Source organism: Stenotrophomonas sp. TWI1151 (assembly GCF_039673135.1).
In the GTDB taxonomy this organism is placed as follows: Bacteria; Pseudomonadota; Gammaproteobacteria; order Xanthomonadales; family Xanthomonadaceae; genus Stenotrophomonas.
This window is the reverse complement of record NZ_JBDJLA010000001.1, coordinates 767,212-793,081: the sequence shown is the minus strand read 5'-3', so window position 1 is coordinate 793,081 and position 25,870 is coordinate 767,212. Positions and strand designations below refer to the sequence as shown.

The window sequence follows — 25,870 nt, the reverse complement described above, 5'->3', positions numbered from 1 at the left end:
CATCGGCGGCACAACTGTTTTGCCGTCGCAGGTCTGTTGAGCGGGCAGCCCTGTCCCCATCCTTGTTGGCATCCCCGCTGCGGCGGCGCTCCCGATCAAGGATTTCCCATGTTGTTCTCCCCCTATACCCGCGGCACCCTGACGCTGCCCAACCGTATCGTGATGCCGCCGATGACCCGCTCACGGGCCGGCGAGGGCAATGTCGCCACACCGTTGATGGCCGAGTACTACGCCCAGCGGGCCTCGGCCGGCCTGATCGTCAGCGAAGGCACCCAGATCAGCCAGCAGGGCCAGGGCTACGCCTGGACCCCGGGCATCCACGACGAGGCCCAGATTGCCGGCTGGCGCGGCGTCACCGATGCTGTGCACGCTGCCGGTGGCCGCATCGTCGCCCAGCTCTGGCACGTCGGTCGCGTCTCGCATGTCGCCCTGCAGCCGGGCGGTGCCGCCCCGGTGTCCTCGTCGGCGCTGCTGGCCGAGGGCGTCAAGGTGTTCGTCGATCCCGAGGGCCGCGGCCCATTGAGCGGCGTCGGCGAGATGGTGCAGCACTCGATGCCGCGGGCACTGGCCATCGACGAGATCGCCGGGATCGTGCGCGACTACGCGGCGGCCGCGCGCAACGCGATCGCGGCAGGGTTCGATGGTATTGAGCTGCACGGTGCGAATGGCTATCTGATCAACCAGTTCATCGATTCCCAGGCCAACCAGCGCACCGATGCCTACGGTGGCTCGCTGCAGAACCGCCTGCGCTTCCTGCGCGAGGTGGCCGAAGCGGTGGCCGAGGAAATCGGTGCCGAGCGCGTCGGCGTGCGTCTGGCGCCGCTGACCACGCTGCAGGGCGCGGTGGACGACACGCCGCAGGCGACCTACCTGGCCGCCGCGCACCTGCTCGATCAGATCGGCGTGGGCTATCTGCATATCGCCGAAGCCGACTGGGAAGATGCCCCGGTGATGCCGGCCGCCTTCAAGGAAGCGCTGCGCATGATCTACCGTGGCACGCTGATCTACGCGGGCAAGTACACCGTGGAGCGCGCTGAGGAGGCGCTGGCGAAGGGCTGGGCCGACCTGATCGCCTTCGGCCGGCCGTTCATCGCCAACCCGGACCTGCCGGATCGGCTGCAGCAGGGCCTGCCGTTGAACCCGTCGGACAAAGCGACGTTCTTCGGGGGCGGGGCGGAAGGGTTCACCGACTACGCGGTGGCCGAGACCGCCGAGGCCTGAACGCGCACCGCGTAGAGCCGACCGTTGGTCGGCTGCTCTCCCATCCGACGCCATGCATACGTGATCCGCCGCGCAATGCGCGGCAGCCGACCAACGGTCGGCTCTACCAGCCGACTAACAGTCGGCTCTACCGGTGCTTCGGCCCCCGATCCATGGTGGGTAGAGCTGACCGTTGGTCAGCTGCTCTCGCATCCGACGCCATGCATACGTGATCTGCCGCGCGATGCGCGGCAGCCGACCAACGGTCGGCTCTACCAGCCGACTAACAGTCGGCTCTACCGGTGCTTAGGCCCCCGATCCATGGTGGGTAGAGCTGACCGTTGGTCAGCTGCTCTCTCCTCCGACGCCATGCATATGTGATCTGCCGCGCGATGCGCGGCAGCCGACCAACGGTCGGCTCTACCAGCCGACTAGCAGTCGGCTCTACCGGTGCTTAGGCCCCGATCCATGGTGGGTAGAGCTGACCGTTGGTCAGCTGCTCTCCTCTCCGACGCCATGCATACGTGATCCGCCGCGCGATGCGCGGCAGCCGACTAACAGTCGGCTCTACCCGGGCGGATGGTCTTCGGTGGGCCATCTGCACCACGAGAAGGGATACTCACCGATCGCTTCCGCCAGGCCGGCACGGACCGGGTTGGCGAGGATGTAGGTGGCTTGGCGTCGCAGGTCTTCGTCCTTGCGCAGTGCGTGGTCGTAATAGCCGGGTTGCCAGACAGGCCCGCTGCGGCCCAACTGCCGATTGATGAGCAGGCTGCTGCGTGATTTGAAGCGCTGCATGCATGTGCCCAGTGCGCCCTGCCGGAGCTGCATCAACCAGTGGACGTGATCTGGCATGACCACCCACGCAAGGTTGCAGACCCGATGCTCGTCTTCCATGGCATGCAGCACCTGCATGACGGGCCCGGCCAGGTCGGGCTGGTGGAAGTGGGGTACACGCGCATGCGTGATGGTCGTCAGCGCGTACACGATGCCGATGCACGAGTGGCGACCGTAATGAAGGCGTGGGCTGGGCATGCCTGCAGGGTGCCCGTCGGTGTGCAGGGCAGCCATCAGGCGATGTGCCGTTGGGGTGTGGGGGATGGGGGGGTACAGCCGACCGACGGCGCAGCCGACCAACGGTGCAGCCGACCAACGGCGCAGCCGACCAACGGTCGGCTCTACCGATGCCGCACAAAACAACACCCCGCTTGCGCGGGGTGTTGATTTTCATCGCGTTGCCGAGGGGATCAACCCTTGGCTTTGAGCTTGGCCAGACGCAGCCAGGTATCCACCACGGTGTCCGGATTCAGCGACACCGACTCGATCCCTTCCTGCATCAGCCATTCGGCCAGGTCCGGGTGATCGGACGGGCCCTGGCCGCAGATGCCGACGTACTTGCCCTTGGCGCGCGCCGACTTGATCGCCATCGACAGCAGCTTCTTCACCGCCGGGTTCCGCTCGTCGAACAGGTGCGCGACGATCGACGAATCGCGGTCCAGGCCCAGGGTCAGCTGGGTCAGGTCGTTGGAGCCGATCGAGAAGCCGTCGAAGATCTCCAGGAACTCATCGGCGAGCAGTGCGTTGGACGGCACTTCGCACATCATGATGATCTTCAGGCCATTCTCGCCCTGCTTGAGGCCATTCTGTTCGAGCACCTCGACGACCTTGCGGCCTTCTTCCAGGGTACGCACGAACGGGATCATGACCCACAGGTTGTCCAGGCCCATCTCGTTGCGCACGCGCAGCACGGCCTGGCATTCCAGGGCGAAGGCGGCCGAGAAACTCGGATCGACGTAACGGCTGGCGCCGCGGAAGCCGATCATCGGGTTCTCTTCGTGCGGTTCGTAGTTGCTGCCGCCGATCAGGTTGGCGTACTCGTTGGACTTGAAGTCCGACAGGCGCACGATCACCGGGTTCGGGGCGACCGAGGCGGTCAGCGTGGCGATGCCTTCGGCCAGGCGACCGACGTAGAAGCTGACCGGATCAGCGTAACCGGCGATCTTCTCGTCGATCTTCTTCTTGGTCGCCGCGTCCTGGCGGTCGTACTCCAGCAGCGCGTTCGGGTGGATGCCGATGTGGCTGGCGATGATCATTTCCAGACGGGCCAGGCCGATGCCGGCGTTCGGCAGCTGGCCGAAATCGAAGGCACGTTCCGGGTTGGCCACGTTCATCATGATCTTCAGCGGCGCCGGCGGCATGTTGCCCAGGTCCGTGGTGGTGCGCTCGAACTCGAGGATGCCGTCGTAGATGAAGCCGGTATCACCCTCGGCGCAGCTCACGGTGACCTGCTGGCCGTCCTGGATCAGCTGGGTGGCGTTGCCCGAGCCGACCACGGCCGGCACGCCCAGCTCACGGGCGATGATCGCCGCGTGGCAGGTACGGCCACCGCGGTTGGTCACGATGGCCGAGGCGCGCTTCATCACCGGCTCCCAATCGGGGTCGGTCATGTCGGCGATCAGCACGTCGCCGGGCTGCACGCGGGCCATGTCGTCCAGGGTGCGCACCACGCGGGCGGTACCGGCACCGATCTTGGCACCGACGGCGCGGCCTTCGGCCAACACCTTGCCGTCCTTCTGGTTCAGTGCGAAACGTTCGATCTGGGTGGCATGGCCACGCGACTTCACGGTCTCCGGACGCGCCTGCACGATGAACAGCTTGCCGCTGACACCGTCCTTGGCCCACTCGATATCCATCGGGCGGCCGTAGTGCTTTTCGATGACCAGCGCCTGCTTGGACAGTTCCTGCACGTCCTCGTCGCTGATCGAGAAGGTGTTGCGCAGCTCGGCCGGGGTGTCTTCGATGCGCACGCGCTCACCGGGGACATCCGAATACACCATGCGGATCGCCTTGCTGCCGAGCGAGCGGCGCAGGATCGCCGGCTTGCCGGCGCTCAGGGTGGGCTTGTAGACGTAGAACTCGTCCGGGTTGACCGCACCCTGCACGACCATTTCGCCCAGGCCGAACGAGGAGGTGACGAACACCACGTCGCGGAAGCCGGACTCGGTGTCCAGGGTGAACAGCACGCCGGAGGACCCCACGCCCGAGCGCACCATCAGCTGCACGCCGGCGGACAGGAACACGTCCTCGTGCTTGAAGCCGTGGTGGACGCGGTAGGCGATCGCGCGGTCGTTGTAGAGCGAGGCGAACACTTCCTTGACCTTGAGCACGACATCGTCGGCGCCGGTCACGTTGAGGAAGGTCTCCTGCTGGCCGGCGAAGGAGGCATCGGGCAGATCCTCGGCAGTCGCCGAGGAGCGCACCGCGACTGCCACGTCGCCGCCGCCGTTTTCGCTGCACAGTTTGGCGTAGGCGGTGCGGATGTCCTGGTCCAGCGCCGGATGCAGCGGGGCATCGATCACCCAGCCGCGGATTTCCTTGCCGGCCACGGTCAGGGCACCGACATCTTCCACGTCCAGCGTGGCCAGCTTGTCGAAGATGCGCTTGGACAGGTCGTTGTGGGCGATGAAGTCCTTGAAGGCTTCAGAGGTGGTTGCGTAACCGCCGGGGACAGACACCCCCAGACCGGCAAGATTGCCGATCATTTCGCCAAGCGACGAATTCTTGCCGCCTACGCGGGCCAGATCGGCCAGGCGCAGTTCGTGCAACCACAGGATGTTCTCGTTCAAGCGCGATGCTCCGTTTGGCCATCGCCCGAGGCGGGCTGGATGGCCACGTCCGTAGGAAGAAGCCGATATGATGCCGGGCAGACCGCTGTCGGCACAAGCTTGTATCGACGGCCTTTTTAAGCTTCGGAGGGGGTAAAAGCCGTATGTCGACGATCCGTCCGGTGTTCTACGTGTCCGATGGAACCGGTATCACCGCTGAAACCATTGGGCATAGCCTCCTGACCCAGTTCTCCGGGTTCAGCTTCATCACCGACCGAATGTCGTTCATCGATGATCCGGAAAAAGCGCGGGAAGCCTGTGAAAGGATCCGTGCAGCGGGGGAGCGGTACCAGGTTCGGCCGATCGTGGTCAGTTCCTGCGTGGACAGCGGACTGAGCATCATCCTGGCCGAAAGCGGCGGGTTGATGCTGGACGTGTTCGCCCCCTTCATCGAGCCCCTGGAGCGCGAACTGGCGGTCAACCGCCACTCCCGGGTGGGCCAGGCGCACGGCATGGTGGACTTCGAGACCTACCACCGGCGCATCAACGCGATGAACTTCGCGCTGACCCACGATGACGGCATTGCCATCAACTACGACGACGCCGACGTGATCCTGGTGGCGGTGTCGCGGGCCGGCAAGACCCCCACCTGCATCTATCTGGCCCTGCATTACGGGGTCCGCGCGGCCAATTACCCGCTCACCGATGAAGACCTGGAGCAGGACCGCCTGCCGCCGCGGCTGCGCCCCTACCGCAAGAAGCTGTTTGGGCTGACCATCGACCCGGACCGCCTGCAGCAGATCCGCCAGGAGCGCCGCCCGAACTCGCGCTACGCCAATCTGGAGACCTGCCGCCGCGAGGTCGCCGCCGCCGAGACGATGTTCCGGATGGAGCGGATCCCGACGTTGAGCACCACCCACACCTCGATCGAGGAGATCTCCAGCAAGGTGCTGGGCACGCTGGGGCTGCAGCGCGAGATGTATTGACCGGTTGAACCGGTGGTGGGCCGCCCCTTTGGCCGGGCGGCTGCTGCCCCCACGTTGGGAGATCAACGTGTAGGATCGACCCATGGCCCAGGCATCGCCCCGTATCGAACGCATTCCCCGGCTCAGCCGCCTGAGCTGGCTGATGGGCCTGTACGCCGAGAACTACCAGCACCTCGTGCGCCTGTTCGCACCGGCCGAGCTCGTCCCTGGCAGCTACGTCTCATCGATCGGTGATGGGCTGGATGTGCGCCTGGACGTGATCGAGTGCCACCGCTATACGGTCGAGCTGCGCCTGACCTACGACTTCGCCGACCCGGTCACCGGGCAGCCGGATCCTTCGGCCTATGTGCGCCTGTACCGTGACGCCCGCCAGGCCGAGACGACGCATTGCTACGTCGGTCGCCGCTGGCAGGACGTGATGGGCATGTACCCGCCGCCGGCCCAGCTGATCAGCCACCGCATGCGGATGAACACCTTCCTCGGCAAATGGCTGGAATACCTGGCCGAGCGCGGCCACGGCGTGGCCACGCTGCGCCGCGATGGCGCGGTGGCGGCACCGGCCGACGCGCGCCGCACCAGCGTGGTGCCCTGAGCCGGCCCCGGACGGATCGCGCATAATCGCGGGTCTGTGTTCCCGAGCCTGTGCGAAATGCCCTATACCCCCATCGTGGCCACCCTGGGCTACGTGCTGTCCGCCGACGGCAAGCAAGTGCTGATGATCCACCGCAACGCCCGCCCCGGTGACCTGCACCTGGGCAAGTACAACGGCCTGGGCGGCAAGATGGAGCGCGATGAAGACGCCGCTGCCTGCATGCGCCGCGAGATCCGCGAAGAGGCCGGCATCGAGTGCGGCACCATGCGACTGCGCGGCACGATCAGCTGGCCGGGCTTCGGCAAGAACGGCGAGGACTGGTTCGGCTTCGTGTTCGTCATCGATGACTTTACCGGCACGCCGCTGACCTCCAATCCGGAGGGCACGCTGGAGTGGGTGGACGTGGACAAGATCGACGGCCTTCCGCTATGGGAAGGCGACCGCAGCTTCCTGCCACTGGTCTTCGACGATGAGCCGCGCGCCTTTCATGGCGTGATGCCGTACCGCGATGGCGCCATGCAGTCCTGGAGTTACACCCGGCTGTAGTGCCGGCCAGCGCCGGTATTACCGGCGGGCCAGCAACAGGTGGAAGTGCTTGGTCACCTCGCGCCCATCGTTGCTGCGCCCGGTTTCGTGATGGGCGCGCCAGCCTTGTACGGTCAACCCAGCGCTGCGCAGGGCCTGCTCGACCTCGGCCAGCTCGTGCAGGTGGAACCCATGTGCTGTGAACGGCAGCGTGCGCATGAAAGCGGCATCGCCGAAGGCCAGGCAGAGCCGGCCGCCGGGGCGCAGCACGCGCGCCAACTCGGCGAACGGGAATTTCAGTTCGTCCCAGAAGTACAGCGTGTTCACTGCCAGCGCCGCATCGATGCAGGCCGACTCCAGGGGCAGGGCATGGGCATCGCCCAGGTGGACCTCGGCACGATCCAGCAGCCCATGCGTGGCCAGCACCGCAGTGCCGGCCGCGACCATCGCCGCTGAAACGTCAATGCCCACATAGCGGCTGTCCGGTGTACGCAGCAGATCGGGTGCGAAGGCTGCATTGCCCGGGCCGATCTCCAGGACCTGTTCACCGGGGGTGACTGACAGCAGGGCGATGGCGGCCCGGTTGAGGTCGCCGTTGCTGCGGTTCATCGATTCGGCCACGACGAGCGCGTGCTCACCGTGCGGGTGGCGCAACTGGGCGGCCAGATGGTCGGGGGAAAGCACGCGCAAGACTCCTGTCGGTGGGCGGCAGGACCTGGCGGCGGCGGAGTCCATCCACCAGCTTAGCCCACTGATGGCACCGATGGGCGCACGTGTGAAGGGATCGCGCCGCGGCAATGAGGATCGGTGATCAGGAAATCACCATCGTCGCCTCTGTTGAGACGGAGTTGTCCACAGGGGGTGTGGATGACTCGTGGGCAAGTTTGTGGATAAGCCGCGTCGGCCCCCGCCGGTGCTCGCTGTCAAGATGGGTGGCCAAAAATTCACCGCAGGTCGTGCCGGCGTGAACCGCGCGGCAAGGCTGGAGTACGGTGGCGTAGGGAACGCTGTCCCGGCGCGGGCCGCTCGCGGTACTCTCTTGCGATTGCCGCCACCTGATCCTTCATGAAACGTCACTTCTCGATGTTGCGCGAGTTCCACCTGGCCGACTGGTTCACCTTGGCCAACGCGTTCTGTGGCACCGGCGCGGTCTTTGCCGCCATGCGCTATCTGCAGGATGGCGAACGCAGCTATCTGCTGTTCGGCATGGCCCTGATCCCCTTGGCCTTCATTTTCGACGCGCTGGACGGGCGCATCGCACGCTGGCGCAAATCCAGCTCCACGCTGGGCCGTGAGCTGGATTCGCTGTCGGACATCATTTCCTTCGGTGTCGCCCCGGCCGCACTGGCCTACGCCTGCGGCATGCAGGGCGGCTGGGACTGGCTGGTGCTGAGCTACTTCGTCTGCTGCGGCGTCAGCCGCCTGGCCCGCTACAACGTGACCGCCGAAGCACTGGCCGGCGAGGGCGACAAGGTGCCGTACTTCGAAGGCACCCCGATCCCGACCAGCCTGGCGCTGGTGGTGGTGCTGGCCGTGGCGGCGAGCGTCGGGGCCACCGGCGCGGACCTGTGGCTGGGCCAGTGGCAGCTGGGCCCGTGGCAGTTGCACCCGCTGGTGCTGCTGTTCGCGCTGTCCGGCTCGCTGATGATCAGCAAGACCCTGCGCATCCCCAAGCCGTGAGGCAGGGCAGCGCGGCATTGCTATCATCGTTTCCCGAGACGGGAGGACGGTCATGACCACGGCGGGCAGCGGCAGCGGCGCAGGCGATGTAGAAGCCCTGGCGCGGCAGTATTTCAGTGCCTGGGGCGATGCCCTGCGGCACGCTGCGGCACCGCCCGGCCACACCGCCGGCCCCGAGGGGCAGGGCAACTGGCAGCAGGCGATCGACTGGTGGGCGCAGATGATGCCCAACGCGGCCAGCCGCCCGGCCGACGAGGCCGTGCACCGTTTCCGTGAACAGGCCGGTGGGTGGTACGGCACGATGCAGCAGGTGGCCGCGCAGTTTGCCGGCCGCGACACCACCAGCGCCGAGGTGGCGCAGGCGTGGCGCACGGCGGTGCTGGGGCAGGGTGACGGGCTGCTGCAGTGGATGCTGCAGGGCGCACGCGGACATACCCACACCGAGGGCCCGGACCTGCTGCAGCTGTTGGAAACCCTGCAGCGTCAGCTCGGACCATGGCTGCAGAGCCCGGCGTTTGGTCCCGGCCGTGAGCACCAGGCCCGCTGGCAGGCGCTGCTGCGGGCCCAGCAGGACTACCAGGCGCACTCGCGCGATTACGTGGATCAGATCAAGCAGGCGCTGGACGATGCGTTCACCCTGTTCGAGCAGCGCCTGGCCGAGCACGAGCAGCCGGGCAACCAGCTGACCAGCGCGCGGGCGATGTTCGATCTGTGGATCGATGCGGCCGAGGAGGCCTATGCGAAGGTTGCGCTGTCAGAGCCGTTCCAGGCGGTGTACGCCTCGCTGGGCAATGCCCAGATGCGGCTGCGCGCGGCCACCCAGCAGGAGATCGAACGGCTGACCGAGAGTTTTGGGCTGCCGACGCGCACCGAAATGGATGCAGCGCATCGCCGGATCGCCGAGCTGGAGCGGCTGGTGCGCCGCATGGCCGCTGGCGCAGCCGCGGGTGCGGCACCTGCCAGCACGGCCAAGGTGCGCAAGGCTGCAGTGAAGCCAGCCGCCGCGAGCAAGCGCACAACCCGCGCTTCCAGGCCAGCCAACCCCACCAAGGCCACCGCCAACCCCAACAAGGCCACCAAGGCCACCAAGGCCACCAAGGCCACCGGAAAACCCACCAAGCCAAGGAAACGCAGCGCATGAAGGGCCCCCTGGGCTTCAATGCCGAAGACCTCCTGCAGGAGACCCTGGCCATGCAGCGAAAGCTGATGGATGGCCTGAAGCTCCTGCCTGCGGTGGACGATGTCGATTACGGCGTGACCACCCGCGAGGAAGTCTGGCGCGACGGCAAGGTCACGCTGTACCGCTTTGTCGGCACCGAGCCGCCGGTGCACGCCACGCCGCTGCTGATCGTCTACGCGCTGGTCAACCGGCCGTACATGGTCGACCTGCAGACCGACCGCTCACTGGTTCAGAAGCTGCTGGCTCTGGGCCACGATGTGTATGTGCTGGACTGGGGCTACCCGGACCGCTCCGAGCGCTACCAGACGCTGGAGGATTACCTCCTGCGCTTCGTGGATGGCGCGGTGGATCACCTGCAGGCGCACAACGGCGGCGAACCGATCAACATGCTCGGCATCTGCCAGGGCGGCGTGTTCGCGCTGTGCTATGCCGCGCTGCGCCAGGCCAAGCTGGCCAACCTGATCACGATGGTCACCCCGGTCGATTTCCACACGCCGGACAACATGCTCTCGCACTGGGCGCGCCAGGTGGACGTGGACCTGCTGGTGGACACGCTGGGCAACATCCCGGCCGATCTGATGAATGCCAGCTACCTGATGCTCAAGCCGTTCCGCCTCAACGTGCAGAAGTACGTGGGGCTGCTCGACATCCTGGACGACAAGGACGCGCTGGAAGATTTCCTGCGCATGGAGAAGTGGATCTTCGACTCGCCCGATCTCGCCGGCGAAGCGTTCCGTGACTTCATCAAGCAGTTCTACCAGGGCAATGGCCTGATGCACGACGGCGTGCGCATCGGCGACGCAACCGTCGACCTCCGGCAGGTGACGTTGCCGGTGTTGAACATCTATGCCGAGCAGGACCATCTGGTCCCGCCCGATGCGTCACGCGCGCTGCGCGGCCGGATCGGCAGCGCGGATTACACCGAGAGCAGTTTCCGCGGGGGCCATATCGGTATCTATGTCTCCGGGCGGGCCCAGCGCGAAGTGCCCGCAACCATCACCGGTTGGTTGAACGAGCGTTCGCAATGAAGCGTCCTCGCCTTCTCTGGCTGGCTGTGGGTCTGTTGGGCATTGGTACCGCCCACGCCGCACCCGGTGAAACCGCCCGCCGCGAGATCGCCGGCCTGATCGGCGCGCTGGACGGCTCCCCTTGCCGGTTCCAGCGCAATGGCAGCTGGCACGATGCGCCCGAGGCGCGGGCCCATCTGCAGCGCAAGTACGACTACCTGCTCAAGAAGGACAAGGTCGACACGGCCGAGCAGTTCATCGAACGCGCCGCCAGCCAGAGCAGCCTGAGCGGCAAGCCCTACCGGATCGCCTGTCCGGGCCAGCCGGAACAGACCGCCGCGGTGTGGTTCGGCGCGCGGCTGAAGGCCCTGCGCCAACGCACCCCGTAGACACGGTTCGCGCTAGAGTCGGCGCATTCCGGAACGAGACCCCGTGCATGAACACACCGCCGCGCCCGCTGTCCCGTTCGCTCAACGACCGCATGATCGCCGGCGTCATGGGCGGTATCGCGCATCGCTACGGTTGGAACGTCACCCTGGTACGGGTGCTGTTCGTGCTGATCTCGATCGGCTCGGCGGCCTTCCCCGGCATCCTGGTCTACCTGATCCTGTGGCTGTTGATCCCCAACGAGGCCGATTGAGCCTGTCACCGGTGCTGCTGCGCGCGCTGCAGGGGCTTGGCGCACTGTGGACCTCACCCAACACCCTGATCGGCCTGGCCGCCGGCACCGCCGGGATGCTGGCCGGTGCGCGTCCGTCATGGAACGGGCGCGACTGCGCGATCGTGTTCCGCGAATTTCCGTGGGGGCCGGGCGGAGCGATCACGCTGGGCAACGTCATCCTGCACACGGGACCGGTGCTGGACGTGCCGTGCCGCACGTATGCGCACCAGGCCGGTTACGCCACCGAGCCGGTGATCGGGCTGCACGACCACGAGCGTGCGCACGTCTACCAGTATCTGGTGCTGGGGCCGCTCTACCTGCCGGTGTACCTGCTGTGCGGTGGGGTCAGTGCACGCAACCCGTTCGAGCGCGCGGCCGATGTGTATGCACTGCAGGGGCGGGGCTGGTGGCCATCACGTCGTGATGCGCAGTGAGGTTATCTCCGCGTTAAATCCATGTAAGAAAAACGTCGACAACGCGACGTCATCTGCATGCAAAAAAACGTTATTAGCCTGCATGACGAACCAGTCAGGTTTACCGGGGTAAGCTTGCAGCGCTGTATGAGCAACCGTTTTTCTGGAGGAACACATCACATGGCAATCGTTCTTTATGTCGGTGGTAGCAAGGATGGCGACAAGGGCCTGGTGCCCCATGGTTTCAGCAAGTCCCAGGCCGATACCGAGCTGGGTCCGGAGATCTACACCGAGCGGTTCATGGAACTGCAGGGTGTAGGCAAGGTGCGGGTGATGGCGTTGGAGTCGATGCAGGACGACATCGTCCACCAACGCGCGGCCGTGCATTACCGGTAAGCCAGCGATCCCGCGGAGGTGCCCGGTTGTCGCGGGCGCCCGCGCCGGCATCCCAGCCCCACGCAGGATGCCGGCGTGAATGCATGACCCCTCGTGTGGTCATCGCCACGGGGCGACAGGTTCGGCCCGGCCTGTCAACGGCTTTCCCCCGCCGCCGCGCATCGCCAGAATGGGTTCTTTCCGCAAAGCGGCTCCGGCCGGAAGCAATGCCTGACATCAAGCTCGCACAGCAGATCGCCCAGACCATCGCCGATGAGATCGGTGCCCAGACCGCCCAGGCGCTCGCCGCCATCGCCCTGTTGGACGAAGGCGCCAGCGTTCCGTTCATCGCCCGCTACCGCAAGGAAGTCACCGGCGGGCTGGACGACACCCAGCTGCGTATCCTCGAAACGCGCCTGACCTACCTGCGCGAGCTGGAAGACCGCCGCGCCGCGGTGCTGTCCAGCATCGACGAACAGGGCAAGCTCAGCGACGAGTTGCGCAACGAGATCCTCGGCGCGGACACCAAGTCGCGCTTGGAAGACCTGTACCTGCCGTACAAGCCCAAGCGCCGCACCCGCGCGCAGATCGCGCGCGAAGCCGGACTGGAGCCGCTGGCCGATGGCCTGCTGGCCGATCCAAACCTGGACCCGCAGGTGTTCGGTGCCACCTTCGTCGATGCAGACAAAGGCGTGGCCGACACCAAGGCCGCGCTGGAAGGTGCCCGCGCGATCCTGATGGAGCGTTGGGGCGAAGACGCCGCGCTGGTCGGCGAGCTGCGCACCTGGCTGGGCGAAAACGGCGTGATCCGCGCACGTGTCGCCGAGGGCAAGGAAGAGCAGGGCGCCAAGTACCGCGATTACTTCGAACACGCCGAGTCGCTGGCGAAGATTCCGTCCCACCGCTTGCTGGCACTGTTCCGCGCACGCCGCGAGGAAATCCTGTTCCTGGAACTGGATCCGGGCAACGATGCCGAGGCCGGCAATCTGTACGCCGAAGGCCGTGTCGCGCACAACGCGGGCATCCGCGACGCCGGCCGCCCCGGCGACCGCTGGCTGCTCGACGCCTGCCGCCTGACCTGGCGCGCCAAGCTGCACATGCACCTGCTGCTGGACCTGTTCAACCAGGCCCGCGAGAAGGCCGAAGCCGAGGCGATCGCGGTGTTCGGCGACAACCTCAAGGACCTGCTGCTGGCCGCCCCGGCCGGCCCCAAGAGCGTGCTCGGGCTGGACCCGGGCATCCGCACCGGCTGCAAGATCGCCGTGGTCGATGCCACCGGCAAGCTGGTGGCCACCGACACCATTTACCCGCACGAACCGCGCCGGCAGTGGGACCAGTCACTGCAGACGATCAAGCAGCTGTGCATGAAGCACAACGTGGAGCTGATCGCGATTGGCAACGGCACGGCCAGCCGCGAAACCGACAAGCTGGCCGGCGAGGTGATCAAGGCGTTGGGCGAGACCAGCCTGCAGAAGATCGTGGTCAGCGAGGCTGGTGCGTCGGTGTATTCGGCGTCCGAATTTGCCGCCAAGGAATTCCCGGACCTGGACGTGTCGATCCGCGGCGCGGTCTCCATTGCGCGTCGCCTGCAGGATCCGCTGGCCGAGCTGGTCAAGATCGAACCCAAGGCGATCGGCGTGGGCCAGTACCAGCACGACGTGGACCAGTACCGCCTGGCGCGTGCGCTGGATGCGCGCGTGGAGGACTGCGTCAACGCGGTCGGCGTGCACGTCAACACCGCCTCGGCGGCGCTGCTCTCGCGCGTGTCCGGGTTGTCGGCCACGGTGGCCGAAAACATCGTGCGCCACCGCGACGACAACGGTCCGTTCAAGCGCCGCAAGGACCTGCTCAAGGTGCCGCGCCTGGGCGACAAGACCTTTGAACAGTGCGCCGGCTTCCTGCGCATCGCCGATGGCGACCAGCCGCTGGACGCGTCCTCGGTGCACCCGGAAGCCTACCCGGTGGTGGAGCGCATCGTGGCCGCCACGGCACGCCCGATCAAGGCGTTGATCGGCGATGGCAGTTTCCTTCGTGGGCTCAAGGCCGAACAGTTCACCGACGCCACCTTCGGCGTGCCGACCGTGCGCGACATCCTGAAGGAACTGGAAAAGCCCGGCCGCGACCCGCGCCCGGAGTTCAAGGCGGCGCGTTTCGCCGAGGGCGTGGAAGAGCTCAAGCACCTGCAGCCGGGCATGATCCTGGAGGGCGTGGTCAGCAACGTGGCCGCGTTCGGTGCCTTCGTGGACATCGGTGTGCACCAGGACGGCCTGATCCACATCTCGGCGCTGTCGGACACCTACGTCAAAGACCCGCGTGATGTGGTCAAGGCCGGTGACATCGTCAAGGTGAAGGTGCTGGAGGTGGACGTGGCGCGCAAGCGCATCGCCCTGACCCGGCGCCTGGACGACACCCCGGCCCCGGCCAAGGCCCCGGGTGAGCGCGATGTGCGCCCGGCCGGTGGCGGCCGCCGTGACGGCGGGGCGGGCAATGGTCCGCGCGGTGGCGGTCGTGGCACCCCGTCCGGCCCGCGTCCGGGCGGCGCCGCACCGCCGGCCAACAATGCGCTGGCCGACGCCTTCGCCCGGGCCAAGCGCGGCGGCTGATCCCGCGGTGGGTGCCTGCCAGGGGCCGCCTTCGGGCGGCTTTTGGCGTTTTCCGGGGTCTCCAGGGGCAGGGGCACTTCTGGTTTGGCCCGGGTTTACGCACACTTCGCGTTGAATGCCCGTAGGGTGGGTGGACGGCGGGGAGCCCAGATGACAGACGACCAGGCAGGACCGGGCAACCGGGCGGGCTCCAGCGCCGATTACCGCGCTGGCGCAGGGCTGTGCGTGGCGTGTCGGACCGGAGCGCACACATGAGCCGGCAACCGGACGTCCCCCGGGATGCGGCCGCCGCGCTGCGCGACATGGCCGAGCAGCGCCACCGGCTGGAAATGATCATCGAAGGTACTGCGGCGGGCACCTGGGACTGGGACATCCCGGGCAACCAGATGCGGGTCAACGAGCGCTGGGCGGAGATCGTCGGCTATACGCGTGAGGAACTGGCACCCATCACGCCGGAGACGTTCTTCAAGCTGGTGCATCCCGACGATCTGGCCCAGTCCAATACGTTGCTCGAAGCGCATCTGGAAGGTCGCTCGCCGCATTACGACAGCCTGTGCCGGATGCGCCACAAACAGGGCCACTGGATCTGGGTGCAGGACCGCGGTCGCGTGTATGAGCGCGATGGGCAGGGCCGGCCGCTGTGGATGGCCGGTGCGCATGCCGACGTTACCGAACTGCAGCAGGCCCGGCAGGAGGCGGCCAACATGCGCCAGCGCCTGCAGGCGGTGGTGGATGCCTCTGACGAGGTGGCGGTGATCGCCACCGATGTCGATGGGGTGGTCAACCTGTTCAATACCGGTGCGCAGAAGCTGCTGGGTTACCGCCCCGATGAAGTGATCGGCCGGGTCAACCCGGGGCTGTTCCACGATCCGGAAGAGATGCGCGCCTACCTGCAGCCCCATATGGAGGCGGACGGACGCCTGCCGACCGTCTTCGAGGCGTTGAGCGCGCGGGCGGCACAGGGCACCTGGTCGCATCAGTGGACGTTCCTGCGCAAGGACGGCGAGCGCAGGCAGGTGCGCCTGTCGATCAGTCCGCTGGACTGCGCCGGCGGCAACCGAATCGGCTACGTGGGCATGGCGGTCGACCTGACCCCGCTGCTGCAGGTCCGCGAACAGGCGTTCCTGGCCTCGGAAAAATTCGCCGGGGCGTTCTCGTCGGCCGCGCTTGGCATGGCCCTGGTGTCGCTGGAAGGGCGCTGGCTGGACGTCAACGATTCGCTGTGCGGCATCCTCGGCTACACCCGTGCCGAACTGCTGCAGATCGATTTCCAGACGCTCACGCATCCCGATGACCTGCACACCGACCTGGCCCTGCTCGGTGACCTGCTGGCCGGCCGCCGCGCGCATTACCACATGGAGAAGCGGTACCTGGGCAAGGCGGGCAACCTGGTCTGGGGGCGGCTGTCGGTCTCACTGGTCCGCACGGAAAATGGCGAGCCGCTGCACTTCGTCTCGCAGATCCAGGACGTGACCGCCCAACGGCTCAGTGGTCAGCAGTTGCGTGAATCCGAGCAGCGCACCCGCGTCACGTTGGATGCGGTGGCGGACATGGTGCTGACCCTGGACCTGCAGGGGGGGATCCAGTACGCCAACGCCGCGGCCACCCGCGCGCTGGCCGGGGAGGGCGCCGGGGTCCTGGCCGGCAGCCAGCTGCAGGAGGTGATGGAGCTCACGACCGAATACGCGCCGCGCTCCCCCTTGGATGTGGCCGTGCTGCTCGACCCGGACAGCAATGCAGTCGACCTGCATTCGGACCTGTTGCTGTCAGTGGGTGCGCATCTGCTGCCGGTCGACCTGACCCGTGCCTGGCTGCGCGATGAGGATGGCCTGACCAGCGGCGCGGTCTGGGTGATCCGTGACGTCACCCAGCAGCGTGCGCGCCAGCGCGAGGCGCGGCATCTGGCCGAGATCGATCCGCTGACAGAACTGAGCAACCGGCGCGGCTTCGAGGCGCATCTGCAGCAGGCCATCACCCGGGTCGCGCGGACCGGGCAGTCGGCCTCGTTGATGTATATCGACCTGGACCACTTCAAGCCGGTCAACGATACCCACGGCCATCTGGCTGGCGATGCCGTGCTGTGGGCGGTGGCCAGCGTGCTGCGGCATGGCGTGCGTGATTCGGACATCGTGGCGCGGCTGGGCGGCGACGAGTTCGCGGTGATCCTGGCCGGCTGTTCGCTCAAGCGCGCCCGCCGTATCGCCAGCGATCTGCTCGAGGCGATGCGGGGGTTGTCGATCCCCTGGGACCAGCGGCGGTTGAGCGTGGGCGCCAGCATCGGCATCGCGCCATTGTTCGGGGGCATGAGCGTGGATGACGCCGTGGCCGCCGCCGACGCGCAGTGCTACCGGGCCAAAGCGATGGGGCGCGACAACGTGCAGGTGGAGGCCGACGCTCTGGGTGCCGTGGACCCTCTTGACGCCCTGGATTCGAGCGAAAGCGGCGAGTGACGGCCGGCCGGGCCAGGCCCCGGCCGCGGCCGTTGATGGCCCTAAAGCTTTCAGAATGTCCGCCGTTATATGACTCGCAGTTGCTGCCCGTCTGCTCACGTGGATATCTGGCCGTACACCTTTTTTGCATGGTTCATGTTCGCCGGCCCGCCCGGTGTTTGAAGCCCATCGAAGTTGCGTCATCCCCACTGACGATCTTCGTGAGTCCCAGCCAACGGAATACCGCCACCGGGCCACCGCCCGGCGCTGACCTATTCGCTAACCGGACACCGAGGTCTAACGATGATTACTTCAGGCTTGCACACGCATGTGCCAGGTCGTGCCAGCGACGCCGACGCCGGGTCGTTGTGGCGAACGCTCACGGCACGGTTCGTTTCCCGTCGCGCGGCCCATGGCGCCGCGGCATCGGCCGCGCTGCAACGGCAGGCCGAGCTCGAAGATCAGATCAAGGCGCTGCATAGAGTCCAGGTCGTCATCGAGTTCCACCTCGATGGCACCATCGTGCACGCCAACGACAATTTCCTGCAGACGCTGGGCTACACGCTGGAGGAGATCCAAGGCAGGCACCACGCCATGTTCGTCGATGCCGAGTATGCGAAGAGCGCGGAGTACCGCGACTTCTGGGCCAACCTGGGCCGCGGTGAGTTCGACGCCGGCCAGTACCGGCGGATCGGCAAGGGTGGACGCGAGATCTGGATCCAGGCGTCCTACAACCCGGTCTTCGACAGCCACGGACGGCCGTACAAAGTGGTCAAGTTCGCGACCGACATCACCGCGCAGAAATTCCAGGCGGCCGATTTTGCCGGCCAGCTCGCCGCGATCAACAAATCACAGGCGGTGATCGAGTTCGATCTCGAGGGCCGCATCCTGGCCGCCAACGAGAACTTCCTCGCTGCCATGGGCTATGCACTGGAGGAGGTGCGCGGGCAGCACCATTCGATGTTCGCCGAGCCCGAGCATCGCCAGAGCGGCGAGTACCGGGCGTTCTGGGCCAAACTCGGCCGTGGCGAATACGACGCCGGCCAGTACAAGCGCCTGGGAAAGGGCGGTCGCGAGGTCTGGATCCAGGCCTCGTACAACCCGATCTACGATATGAACGGACGGCCGTTCAAAGTGGTCAAGTACGCTACCGACATCACGGCCCAGGTGCGTGACTCGCTGGCGCTGCAGCAGGCCGTCGCGCAGACGCGTGAAGTGGTGGCGGCGGCGCAGGGGGGTGATCTGACCGGCCATATCGCCACCCAGGACAAGACCGGCCCGATCGCCGAGTTGTGCGAGGGCATCAATGCGCTGGTCGAAGCGATGGCCGGCATCATCACCCAGATCAAGCTGGCAGCGGACACCATTGCCGTGGGTGCCAGCGAGATCGCCGAAGGCAACAGCGACCTGTCCGTGCGCACCGAGCAGCAGGCCGCTTCGCTGGAGGAGACCGCCGTCTCGATGAAGGGGCTGACCGCGACCGTGCGGCGCACCGCGGACAACGCCCGCCAGGCCAATGAGTTGGCCGGTGGTGCGGTCGAGGTGGCGGCGCAGGGTGGCCATGTGGTGCATGAGGTGGTCTCCACCATGTCGCTGATCAACGACTCCTCGCGGCGCATCGTCGATATCATCGGCGTGATCGACAGCATCGCGTTCCAGACGAATATCCTGGCCCTCAATGCCGCAGTGGAAGCGGCCCGTGCCGGCGAGCATGGGCGCGGCTTTGCGGTGGTCGCCTCGGAAATCCGCTCGCTGTCGCAGCGTTCGGCCGAAGCCGCCAAGGAGATCAAGCAGCTGATCGGCGACTCGGTGGAGAAGGTCGGGGCGGGTACGCGTCAGGTCGAAAGCGCGGGGCGCACCATGGACGAGATCGTGGTCAGCGTGAAACGCGTGAGCGATCTCATGGCCGACATCAGCGCGGCGGCCCAGCAGCAGAGCGAGGGCATCGAGCAGATCAACCAGGTGGTCGAGCACATCGACGAGAGCACCCAGCAGAATGCCGCGCTGGTCGAAGAGGCCTCTGCGGCGGCCCGCAGCATGGAAGAGCAGTCCACCCAGTTGCTGCAGACGGTGGCGGCATTCCGGGTGGCGGGGGCGACGGGAACGTCGCGACCGGCTGCGCCACCGGCGGCCAATGCCGCACATCCGACGCTTCGGCTGGTCTGAGCGGTAACGAAAAACGCCCCGGATCCGTCGATCCGGGGCGTTCTGGTTTTCCATGGTGCCGAAGGTGGGACTCGAACCCACACGCTTTTAAGGGCGGCGGATTTTGAGTCCGCTGCGTCTACCGATTCCGCCACTTCGGCTGGCTGGCCGCGTAGTGTATACAAGATGTCGACGTTTGTGCAGACCTGAATGCTTAAGTTCCTGTCAGGGTTTCACCTACGCAGGACGCTATACTCATCGCGCTGAACCATACAGGGAGTCGTCATGAGCGCGCTGCAGGATCTTCGGGTGCTGGTGGTCGAGAACGACGAAATGAGTGCCGCCCTGCTGCAGATGCAGTTGGTGCAGTCCGGCGCGGTGGTGGTGGGGCTGGCGGCCTCGGTATCCGAGGCGCTGCGTCTGCTCGGCGAGACCCAGCCACAGGTGGTGCTGCTGGATTACCGCCTGGCCAACAATGAAACCAGTGAAGCGGTTGCTGCGGCGTTGGCCGCGCGCCAGATTCCCTTCGTACTGGCCACCGGCATGGCGACCGAGCACCTCCCCGAAGCCTTCCGGGCAGGCATCATCCTGACCAAGCCCTACCTGACGGCCGAGTTGAATGCCGCGCTGGGGCGGGCACGGATAGGCGATTCGGTCGTCGGCTGAGCAGCTCTCACGCCGCTTCGGCGTGCGCCAGTGTGACCGGTTCGCGATCGTCCAGGATCCGGTACAGCGCAGCGAGGTCGTGCGGGTCCGGGTTCAACCAGGCATCCAGATGTTCGCGCCGGATGGGTACGATGCAGCGGTCGTGCCCGGTGCGTGCCACATCGGACGGTGGCTCGTCGGTGATCGCGGCAAACGACAACAGCCGGCCCTCCGGCCCTTCCCACGCCGACCACAGGCAGGCGATCAACAGATCGCGCGGTGGCTGCGGGCTGAATTCCAGCACCACGTTCTCGGCTTTCTCGCCCGGCGACAGCATCCGCTGCTCCAGGGCATGCCGCGGCACGTGCTCGTAGAACGACTGCACCACCACCACGCCATGCTGGTGGCCGAACGCGGATTTCCAGTACACCTCCAGGCTGTCGCGGCGCGCGTTGTAGGTGCCGGGATACAACACGTCGTTGCGCGCGGGCTTGTCCGGCAGCCGGCATTGGTAGCGCATCGGCTTGATCACGCGCTGGCCCTGCTCGGACACGATCACCGGCGCATAGACGCCGGGGAAAATGCGGCTGTCGCGCGGCACCAGGCCGGCGCGCTGCAGATCGGCCAGGCGCGTCTGCGCACGTTCAATCCGGTTGCCCGCCACGCGCAGTTCATTGCGCGCCTTCTGCGTGGGACGTGCGGCCAGGTGTTCTTCGGCCGCCTTCCGCCGGGCGCTCTGCAGGCGCACCTCCTCATCCAGCGCCTGCATCTCCTCGGCATGCCATTGCTGTATTCGCGCCACGATCTCCTGGCCCTGCGCGGTGCGCGCGCCGGCGAAGCCATCGTCCATCGCCTTGGGCGTTTTCGGGCGTTGCTTGCCGGCGTCGTGGGCATACAGCTGGGCGAACTCGTCCAGGGACAGCATGGCCCCGTACTCACGGACCAGCTTGGTGTAATCGGCGCGGATCTGGGCGGAATAGCACATGGCGACGGAACAGGGTGGGCAGGGGGGACAGGATAGGCCGGTGGGTCGCACATGCTGCGAATACGTTCGGGCATGCTGAGCGTCCATTCATTGCCGGACCCGTCTCATGTCGCTGCCTGCTGGTGTTCATTGCATCCCCCTGGCGCCCAGCGTGGAGGAATACCGCGCGCTGCGGGTGCTGGCCGGCCTGAGCCCGAAAACGGCCGAGGCGGCGGCGCGTGGCCTGCCCAACACGGTCTTCGGGGTGAGCCTGCGCGAGGATGACCGGTTGCTGGCGATGGGCCGGCTCATCGGCGACGGCGGCTGCTTCCTGCAGGTGGTGGATATCGCCGTGGTCCCGGACCGCCAGGGGCAGGGTCTGGGCAAGGCGGTGATGGCCGAGCTCGATGCCTGGCTGCACGCGAATGCGCAAGGTGCGTATGTGAGCCTGATCGCCGATGGCCAGGCGCACCGGCTGTATGCGCAGTTCGGTTTCACCGTGACCGCGCCGCGCTCGGTGGGCATGGCGAAGGTGGTGGCGTAGGCCCCATAAACAAACAGCCCCGACCGAGGTCAGGGCTGTTTGTTTGAAGCTGGCGTCCCCACGGGGATTCGAACCCCGGTCGCCACCGTGAAAGGGTGATGTCCTAGGCCTCTAGACGATGGGGACGCGTTAAACCGAATTTTGGCTTCTATCGGACGGCCTGTGTCCGGAGAAGTGGTGGAGCCAGGCGGGAGCGAACCGCCGACCTCCTGCATGCCATGCAGGCGCTCTCCCAGCTGAGCTATGGCCCCACAGTTGTGCTGCGAGCCGCCTATCATAGCGGCGGTCTTGCCGAATGGGAAGGGGGCTCGTCAAACAAAAAGCCCCGACCGAGGTCAGGGCTGTTTGTTTGAAGCTGGCGTCCCCACGGGGATTCGAACCCCGGTCGCCACCGTGAAAGGGTGATGTCCTAGGCCTCTAGACGATGGGGACGCGTTAAACCGAATTTTGGCTTCTATCGGACGGCCTGTGTCCGGAGAAGTGGTGGAGCCAGGCGGGATCGAACCGCCGACCTCCTGCATGCCATGCAGGCGCTCTCCCAGCTGAGCTATGGCCCCACGTTGTACCGCGAGCCGCCTAGTATATCTGCCTGTTCACGTTTGTGGAAGCCTTTCGGGCATCCGCATCGCAACCGCAGTAGGCGGTGAACAAAAAGACCCGGCATGCCGGGCCTCCGTGTTCTTCTGATGATTGGCGTCCCCACGGGGATTCGAACCCCGGTCGCCACCGTGAAAGGGTGATGTCCTAGGCCTCTAGACGATGGGGACGCATAAACTCATCAAATTGTTCAGCACACCGAACGGCCTAAGGTCCGGAGTGGTGGAGCCAGGCGGGATCGAACCGCCGACCTCCTGCATGCCATGCAGGCGCTCTCCCAGCTGAGCTATGGCCCCACGATGCTGGAGGCGGAATTCTACGCGGCCGTGAAGCATTCGCCAAGTCTTTTTTCTGAAATACCGAAGAAAGAATGCATGCGGGCATCCATCTGCAGAGGCTGATCGTTGCCCGCGCGAGTGCACCAGCACGCACGCGATAAAACAGGCCGCCAATGCCGAGCGTTGCTCGATGCGGCACAAACAAAAAGCCCCGACCGAAGTCAGGGCTGTTTGTTTGAAACTGGCGTCCCCACGGGGATTCGAACCCCGGTCGCCACCGTGAAAGGGTGATGTCCTAGGCCTCTAGACGATGGGGACGCACGAAAACTTCAAATTTTGTCACTGCAATCTGATCGGCCTAATGATCGGATTGGTGGAGCCAGGCGGGATCGAACCGCCGACCTCCTGCATGCCATGCAGGCGCTCTCCCAGCTGAGCTATGGCCCCACGTCGTGAGGAGCGAAATCATAGCGACGACGTTTTGGATTGGCAAGAAAAAAGTGAAGAAATATCGTCATGCAATCCGCGGTCACTCGCCGGGCAGTCGTTGATGGCGCAGCCGCAGTGCATTGCTGATCACCGAGACCGAACTCAGACTCATCGCCACCGCCGCCAACATCGGCGACATTACGATGCCCAGCGGATACAGCACGCCGGCTGCAACAGGAATGCCGAGGCCGTTGTAGAGAAACGCAAAGCCCAGGTTCTGCCGCATGTTGCGCACGCTTGCAGTGGACAGCTGGCGCGCACGCAGGATGCCGCGCAGATCGCCCTTGACCAGCGTGACCTGTGCGCTCGACATCGCCACATCGGTGCCGTTGCCCATCGCGATGCCAACGTCCGCACTCGCCAGCGCCGGCGCGTCGTTGATGCCATCGCCGGCCATCGCCACCTTGCGGCCCTGCGCCTGCAGCGAACGGATCAACGCGGCCTTGTCGGCGGGGCGCATCTCGCCGTGGACGTCATCCAGGCCGAGTTCCCGCGCGACGGCTTCCGCGGTGGCCGCGCCGTCGCCGGTGGCCATGACGATGCGCAGGCCATCGCGGTGCAGCTGCACGATCGCTTCGGCGGTGGAGGCCTTGATCGGGTCAGCCACCGCGAGCAGGCCGCCAAGCTGGCCGTCGACGGCGAGGTACATCACGCTGGCCGCGGTGCTGCGCAAGTGCTCGGCACGTTCGCGCAGCGTGTCCAGCGCGATACCGTGTTCGTCCATCAACGCGGTATTGCCAAGCAGCAGCTGCCTGCCGTCCACCGCGCCCTGCACACCCATGCCGGTCAGGGAATCGAAATCGTCCACGCTGGCCAGCGGCATCCCGCGCGCGCGTGCTTCGGCCACGATCGCGGCCGCCAACGGATGCTCGCTGCCCTGGTCCAGGCTGGCCGCCCATTGCAGGATCTGATCGGCAGCGAAGGGCGCCACCGCCTGTACGTCACGGAACGCTGGCTTGCCCTCGGTCAAGGTACCGGTCTTGTCGACCACCAGCGTGTCGATCTGGCGCAGTGCCTCGATCGCCTCGGCATCGCGGAACAGCACCCCGTGCTGCGCGGCGCGACCCGTGGCGACCATGATCGTCATCGGTGTGGCCAGCCCCAACGCGCACGGGCAGGCGATGATCAGCACCGCTACCGCGCTCAGTACCGCATGCGTCCATGACGGCGCCGGACCGAACAGTCCCCAGCCGAGGAACGTCAGCACCGCGACCGACAGTACCGCCAGCACGAACCAGTACGCGACGGTGTCGGCCATGCGCTGCATCGGGGCGCGTGAGCGCTGCGCCTGCGCCACCAGCTGCACGATCTGCGCCAGCATGCTGTCATCGCCAAGGCGATCGGCACGGACGACCAGGCTGCCAGTGCCGTTGAGTGTCGCGCCGATCACCGCGTCGCCCACGGCCTTGGCCACTGGCACCGGCTCACCGGTGAGCATGGATTCATCGATGGAGGAGCGGCCTTCGACGACCGTGCCATCCACGGGCACCTTCTCACCCGGGCGCACGCGCACGCGGTCGCCGGGCTGCAGCGCGGTAATGTCGACGTCTTCCTCGCGGCCATCCGCGCGCAGCACGCGTGCGGTTTTCGGTGCCAGGCCGAGCAGCGCCTTGATCGCGGCGGATGTTTTTGCCCGTGCGCGCAGCTCCATCAACTGGCCGAGCAGCGTGAGCGAGATGATCATTGCTGCGGCCTCGAAATAGACGCCGACATGCCCGTGCTGCTGGAACGACGGCGGGAACAGACCGGGCGCGACGGTGGCGACCACGCTGTAGCCGTACGCAGCGAGCACACCCGTCCCGATCAGGGTCCACATGTTCGGGCTGCGGCTGCGGATCGACTGCGCCCAGCGCTGCAGGAACGGCCAACCGGCCCACAGCACCGCCGGCGTCGCCAGGGCCAACTCGATCCACACCCGCAGATCGGGCGCAAGGCCATGCAGCACGGGGGTCATCGCCAGCATCGCCAGGGCCATCGTCGCCACACTCAGCGGCAGGCTCCACCAGAAGCGGCGGCGGAAGTCGGTCAACTCGGGGTTCTCGCCTTCCTCAAGGCTGGGCATCTTCGGCTCCAGCGCCATGCCGCACAGCGGGCAGGTGCCGGGGCCTTCCTGCACGATCTGCGGGTGCATGGGGCAGGTGTACAACGTGCCGGTGGGGCCTGGTTCGGCGATGTGCGATGCCGGATCCAGATAGCGCTGCGGGTCGGCCAGGAATGTTCGTCGGCAGCCATCGCTGCAGAAGGGGTAGTCGCTGCCGTCATGGTGGGCATGGTGGGCCGTGGCGGCCGGGTCGACTGCCATGCCGCAGACCGCGTCGGTGGTCATCCCGGCGCCGGGCGACGTCTTGCCACCGCAGCAGGTTGGGCCGTTGTCCGCACGGGAGGCCTTGCTGTGGCCGTGGGTGGCGTTCATTGGCGTGACTCGGTCAATGCCGTCAGGATCGGGCACTGTTCCTGATCGCCATGCCCGGGGCAGGCATCGACCAGCTGCTTGAGCGCGCCGTGCATCCGCTGCAGTTCGTTGATGCGCTGTTCGATGTCGGTGAGCTTGCTCACCGCACTGTGGCGGATCTGCGCCATGTCCTGGCCACGTTGATCGCTGAAGCCAAGGAGATCGGCGATTTCATCCAGGCTGAAACCCAGTGCCTTGGCGCGGCGGATGAACTGCAGGCGCGTCAGGTCGCTCTCGCTGAAGACCCGATAGCCGCCGGCGCTGCGCCGTGCGGTGGGCAACAGCTGCTGCCGTTCGTAGTAGCGCACCGTGTCGATGGGCACGCCGGCCTGGCGCGCGAGCTGTCCAATGTTCATGAGCACCTCGTGGATGACCGCGCCATTCTGAACCTTGGAGTCTGCTCCAGAGTCAAGCCTTGCTGGAACGCCACTGGAAATTCAGTTGGCGTGAAATTTACAACTAGTTGCATGGTCGCCCTCCCGGGACGGCCGTAGCCTCAG

22 protein-coding genes and 9 tRNA genes are annotated in these 25,870 nt (G+C 66.3%); 16 read left to right on the top strand and 15 right to left on the bottom strand.

Translation table 11 applies throughout. The annotated features are described in order from the left end of the window. Positions 1-108 precede the first annotated feature (108 nt). Positions 109-1,221 (top strand): alkene reductase, encoded by a 1,113-nt coding sequence (locus tag ABE422_RS03465; protein WP_346482469.1) that lies wholly within the window; start codon positions 109-111, stop codon positions 1,219-1,221. 546 nt (positions 1,222-1,767) lie between these two features. On the opposite strand, the gene ABE422_RS03460 is transcribed toward ABE422_RS03465, so the two are convergent. Further along, the gene (locus ABE422_RS03460; protein ID WP_346482468.1) at positions 1,768-2,235 is read right to left on the bottom strand and encodes a transposase; all 468 of its coding nucleotides are present in this window, start codon (positions 2,233-2,235) and stop codon (positions 1,768-1,770) included. A gap of 212 nt (positions 2,236-2,447) precedes the next feature. After that, positions 2,448-4,826: a phosphoenolpyruvate synthase gene (gene ppsA, locus ABE422_RS03455; protein ID WP_313211142.1), complete on the bottom strand. Its 2,379-nt coding sequence runs from the start codon at positions 4,824-4,826 to the stop codon at positions 2,448-2,450. Between the two features lie 143 nt (positions 4,827-4,969). On the opposite strand from ppsA, the gene ABE422_RS03450 reads away from it, so the two are divergent. The 3 genes from ABE422_RS03450 (at position 4,970) to ABE422_RS03440 (ending at position 6,929) form a co-directional block, all read left to right on the top strand. Beyond that, the gene (locus ABE422_RS03450) at positions 4,970-5,791 is read left to right on the top strand and encodes a pyruvate, water dikinase regulatory protein (RefSeq protein WP_019184148.1); all 822 of its coding nucleotides are present in this window, start codon (positions 4,970-4,972) and stop codon (positions 5,789-5,791) included. 82 nt (positions 5,792-5,873) lie between these two features. After that, positions 5,874-6,383, top strand: coding sequence for a DUF1249 domain-containing protein (locus tag ABE422_RS03445; RefSeq protein WP_313211143.1), 510 nt, complete (start codon positions 5,874-5,876; stop codon positions 6,381-6,383). A 57-nt stretch (positions 6,384-6,440) separates the two neighbouring features. Then, complete coding sequence (locus ABE422_RS03440) at positions 6,441-6,929, top strand: 8-oxo-dGTP diphosphatase (RefSeq protein WP_313211144.1); 489 nt, start codon at positions 6,441-6,443, stop codon at positions 6,927-6,929. An 18-nt stretch (positions 6,930-6,947) separates the two neighbouring features. Here ABE422_RS03440 and ABE422_RS03435 read toward each other — a convergent pair whose 3' ends face one another. Continuing rightward, positions 6,948-7,598, bottom strand: coding sequence for a methyltransferase domain-containing protein (locus tag ABE422_RS03435; protein ID WP_313211145.1), 651 nt, complete (start codon positions 7,596-7,598; stop codon positions 6,948-6,950). Between the two features lie 375 nt (positions 7,599-7,973). On the opposite strand from ABE422_RS03435, the gene ABE422_RS03430 reads away from it, so the two are divergent. The 10 genes from ABE422_RS03430 to ABE422_RS03385 all read left to right on the top strand — a co-directional run bounded on the left by ABE422_RS03430 (position 7,974) and on the right by ABE422_RS03385 (position 19,422). After that, positions 7,974-8,588 carry a CDP-alcohol phosphatidyltransferase family protein gene (locus tag ABE422_RS03430; RefSeq protein ID WP_070474651.1) on the top strand — a complete coding sequence of 205 codons (615 nt, stop codon included), beginning with the start codon at positions 7,974-7,976 and terminating at the stop codon, positions 8,586-8,588. A 52-nt stretch (positions 8,589-8,640) separates the two neighbouring features. After that, the gene (gene phaE / locus ABE422_RS03425) at positions 8,641-9,729 is read left to right on the top strand and encodes a class III poly(R)-hydroxyalkanoic acid synthase subunit PhaE (protein ID WP_346482467.1); all 1,089 of its coding nucleotides are present in this window, start codon (positions 8,641-8,643) and stop codon (positions 9,727-9,729) included. After that, positions 9,726-10,796, top strand: a complete 1,071-nt coding sequence (gene phaC / locus ABE422_RS03420; protein WP_313211147.1) for a class III poly(R)-hydroxyalkanoic acid synthase subunit PhaC — start codon at positions 9,726-9,728, stop codon at positions 10,794-10,796. The genes phaE and phaC overlap by 4 nt, the downstream gene beginning before the upstream one ends. Next, positions 10,793-11,164 carry a YfeK family protein gene (locus tag ABE422_RS03415; protein ID WP_313211148.1) on the top strand — a complete coding sequence of 124 codons (372 nt, stop codon included), beginning with the start codon at positions 10,793-10,795 and terminating at the stop codon, positions 11,162-11,164. Before phaC ends, ABE422_RS03415 begins: the two co-directional genes overlap by 4 nt. A 47-nt stretch (positions 11,165-11,211) precedes the next feature. Further along, positions 11,212-11,415 (top strand): PspC domain-containing protein, encoded by a 204-nt coding sequence (locus ABE422_RS03410; RefSeq protein WP_123729552.1) that lies wholly within the window; start codon positions 11,212-11,214, stop codon positions 11,413-11,415. Further along, the gene (locus ABE422_RS03405; protein WP_313218668.1) at positions 11,412-11,870 is read left to right on the top strand and encodes a hypothetical protein; all 459 of its coding nucleotides are present in this window, start codon (positions 11,412-11,414) and stop codon (positions 11,868-11,870) included. The genes ABE422_RS03410 and ABE422_RS03405 overlap by 4 nt, the downstream gene beginning before the upstream one ends. Positions 11,871-12,029: 159 nt before the next feature. Beyond that, positions 12,030-12,245, top strand: a complete 216-nt coding sequence (locus ABE422_RS03400; protein WP_313211150.1) for a hypothetical protein — start codon at positions 12,030-12,032, stop codon at positions 12,243-12,245. 206 nt (positions 12,246-12,451) lie between these two features. Next, entirely contained in the window at positions 12,452-14,827 is a 2,376-nt protein-coding gene (locus tag ABE422_RS03395; RefSeq protein WP_346482466.1) for a Tex family protein, read from the top strand. Between the two features lie 251 nt (positions 14,828-15,078). Next, entirely contained in the window at positions 15,079-17,277 is a 2,199-nt protein-coding gene (locus tag ABE422_RS03390; RefSeq protein WP_313211152.1) for a PAS domain S-box protein, read from the top strand. 282 nt (positions 17,278-17,559) lie between these two features. After that, positions 17,560-19,422 (top strand): methyl-accepting chemotaxis protein, encoded by a 1,863-nt coding sequence (locus ABE422_RS03385; RefSeq protein ID WP_346482465.1) that lies wholly within the window; start codon positions 17,560-17,562, stop codon positions 19,420-19,422. A 53-nt stretch (positions 19,423-19,475) separates the two neighbouring features. Here ABE422_RS03385 and ABE422_RS03380 read toward each other — a convergent pair. Continuing rightward, positions 19,476-19,562: transfer RNA gene (locus tag ABE422_RS03380), tRNA-Leu, on the bottom strand. Positions 19,563-19,686: 124 nt separating this feature from the next. Here ABE422_RS03380 and ABE422_RS03375 point away from each other — a divergent pair. Then, the gene (locus tag ABE422_RS03375) at positions 19,687-20,067 is read left to right on the top strand and encodes a response regulator (protein WP_313218662.1); all 381 of its coding nucleotides are present in this window, start codon (positions 19,687-19,689) and stop codon (positions 20,065-20,067) included. Positions 20,068-20,074: 7 nt separating this feature from the next. Here the strand turns inward: ABE422_RS03375 and ABE422_RS03370 are convergent, their stop codons facing one another. Beyond that, on the bottom strand, positions 20,075-21,031 hold the full coding sequence (locus tag ABE422_RS03370) for an SOS response-associated peptidase family protein (RefSeq protein WP_346482464.1): 957 nt from the start codon (positions 21,029-21,031) through the stop codon (positions 20,075-20,077). A gap of 106 nt (positions 21,032-21,137) precedes the next feature. Between ABE422_RS03370 and ABE422_RS03365 the strand changes: the two genes are divergently transcribed. Further along, positions 21,138-21,554 carry a GNAT family N-acetyltransferase gene (locus ABE422_RS03365; RefSeq protein ID WP_102789523.1) on the top strand — a complete coding sequence of 139 codons (417 nt, stop codon included), beginning with the start codon at positions 21,138-21,140 and terminating at the stop codon, positions 21,552-21,554. A 50-nt stretch (positions 21,555-21,604) separates the two neighbouring features. On the opposite strand, the gene ABE422_RS03360 is transcribed toward ABE422_RS03365, so the two are convergent. The 10 genes from ABE422_RS03360 to ABE422_RS03315 all read right to left on the bottom strand — a co-directional run bounded on the left by ABE422_RS03360 (position 21,605) and on the right by ABE422_RS03315 (position 25,726). After that, positions 21,605-21,680, bottom strand: a tRNA-Glu gene (locus ABE422_RS03360). Positions 21,681-21,729: 49 nt separating this feature from the next. Then, positions 21,730-21,805 (bottom strand) — tRNA-Ala (locus tag ABE422_RS03355). 105 nt (positions 21,806-21,910) lie between these two features. Beyond that, a tRNA-Glu gene (locus ABE422_RS03350) sits at positions 21,911-21,986 on the bottom strand. A gap of 49 nt (positions 21,987-22,035) precedes the next feature. Next, positions 22,036-22,111 (bottom strand) — tRNA-Ala (locus tag ABE422_RS03345). Between the two features lie 134 nt (positions 22,112-22,245). Further along, positions 22,246-22,321: transfer RNA gene (locus ABE422_RS03340), tRNA-Glu, on the bottom strand. A 50-nt stretch (positions 22,322-22,371) separates the two neighbouring features. Next, a tRNA-Ala gene (locus tag ABE422_RS03335) sits at positions 22,372-22,447 on the bottom strand. A gap of 224 nt (positions 22,448-22,671) precedes the next feature. After that, positions 22,672-22,747 (bottom strand) — tRNA-Glu (locus ABE422_RS03330). Positions 22,748-22,800: 53 nt separating this feature from the next. Then, positions 22,801-22,876 (bottom strand) — tRNA-Ala (locus ABE422_RS03325). An 82-nt stretch (positions 22,877-22,958) separates the two neighbouring features. After that, entirely contained in the window at positions 22,959-25,244 is a 2,286-nt protein-coding gene (locus ABE422_RS03320) for a heavy metal translocating P-type ATPase (RefSeq protein WP_346482539.1), read from the bottom strand. Between the two features lie 83 nt (positions 25,245-25,327). Continuing rightward, positions 25,328-25,726: a heavy metal-responsive transcriptional regulator gene (locus tag ABE422_RS03315; RefSeq protein ID WP_313218658.1), complete on the bottom strand. Its 399-nt coding sequence runs from the start codon at positions 25,724-25,726 to the stop codon at positions 25,328-25,330. Positions 25,727-25,870 lie beyond the last annotated feature (144 nt).